We start from the raw sequence: 1,654 nt of genomic DNA on the forward strand, positions 1-1,654 counted from the left end.
AGAGCTCATGGTTATCGAACGGGATGATCCAGAACCAGCCGCGCTCGAAGAGGTGGTGCATGGTGCCCTCGTGCCAGCGCACGGGCGGCCGGCTCGGCGGGGGCGCGCACCACATCGTCGAAGGGGCGCACCCCGATCATATGCGTGAACAGGGAGCGGAGTGGTGCTGGAACCGGGCTGGCTGCTCACGCAGCCCCAAGTGGTCCGCGAGCGGTGAGCGGAAGCCGCTGGCGTCCACCACATAGCGTGCCGTGACCTCCCGTTCGTCGGTGCCGGTCAGCGTCACACCGTCGTCGTCGAAGGCGATCTGCGCCACCCGCCACTGCTGCCGTGTGGCGCAGCCGTACCCGACCGCGACCCGGAAGAGATAGGCGTCGCTGTCCTGCCGGAAGAGGTGGCTCTCGGAGGTCAGCGCGTCGGGTATGACGAACTGGTGCGCCTCCGTCGGGTCGGGCTCCTCGCCCGGCCGGTGCAGCATGAAGCCGAAGTGCCGCTTACGCCCGAAGGTGTTGCTCACCTGCTCGTTGATGGTGGTCGCATCGGCCAGTGCCTGGAACTCGGGGACGTCGAAACGCTCGGCGATCACCTGCAGCCATGCGACGAGCTGGGGAATCATCGACTCACCCACCGCGAAACGCGGGTGGGTGGCCCCGTCAGCGAGTAGCACCCTGACACCGCTGCGGGCCAGTACGGCGCCGAGGGTGGATCCGGCGATGCCCGATCCGAGGATCACCACGTCGTAGCTCGGCTTCTGCTTGGACACTGTCGGTTCCCTTCGCAGTCGTCGAGTCCCGGACGTCGCAGTGGCTCCGCGTCCGCCCCATCACGTTGTCGGGTGCCGATGAAGGCGCGAATAAGCACACATAGGCCACCGCCCCGTAGGGCGGTGGCCCTGCGGTCAGACGCGGCCCTGCTGCAACTCCTCGGGGGTCCGGGCGGCGGACGGCTGCTCGCCCTCCGAGGAGTGCTCCGGGCTGGAGGCTGCCTCGTCGGAGGCGGGCCGGGATCCCCCGCCGGACGACCGTCCGGGGATGGCGAGCAACCGGCCCAAGGAGTGGGGGAACCACCAGTTGGACCGCCCCAGGAGGGTGACCAGTGCCGGGGTGAGGAAGCCCCGGACCACGGTGGCGTCGATGATGATGCCCGCCGCCAGTGCGGTGGCGAACACCTTCACATCGGTGATCGGGATGCTGGCCAGCGCGGTGAAGGCCAGGAAGAGGATGAGGGCCGCGGAGGTGACGAGCCGTCCGGTGCGGCTGATGCCGGTCACGACGGACGGCACCACGGTGTTCCGCTCCCCCTTGGCGGCCAGGTCGAGATGGGTCTCCCGGATGCGGTGCAGGATGAACACCTCGTAGTCCATGGACAGTCCGAAGAGGAACGCGAAGACCGCCATGGGAATCCAGATGGTCACGGCTCCGATGGCCGGGGTGTCGAACAACGCCTCGCTGCCGTAGCCCTTCTGCCAGATGAGGACGATCACGCCGTACGCCGCGCAGGTGGAGAGCGCGTTGAGCACCAGCGCCTTCAGCGGGAGCACCACCGAACGCAGCGTGCGAGCCAGGACGATGAAGGTGATCAGGGCGACGAAGAGCACGATGAGGCCGAGCGATCCGTAGACCGCGTCGATGAAGTCGGCGTCCTGCGCGGGACC

The 1,654-nt window shown here is 68.3% G+C and carries 2 protein-coding genes; both read right to left on the reverse strand.

Features of this window, described 5'->3' with window-relative positions; translation table 11 throughout:
• Window positions 1–136: 136 nt before the first annotated feature.
• A complete protein-coding gene (locus ABZW18_RS34680; protein WP_356195488.1) occupies window positions 137–763 on the reverse strand; it encodes a tryptophan 7-halogenase in 627 nt (208 codons plus the stop codon).
• Between the two features lie 135 nt (window positions 764–898).
• Window positions 899–1,654 (reverse strand): MMPL family transporter (locus tag ABZW18_RS34685; protein WP_356195491.1); only part of this gene is annotated, 756 nt, incomplete at its 5' end.

Source organism: Streptomyces sp. NPDC004647, from assembly GCF_040609575.1.
GTDB lineage: Bacteria > Actinomycetota > Actinomycetes > Streptomycetales > Streptomycetaceae > Streptomyces.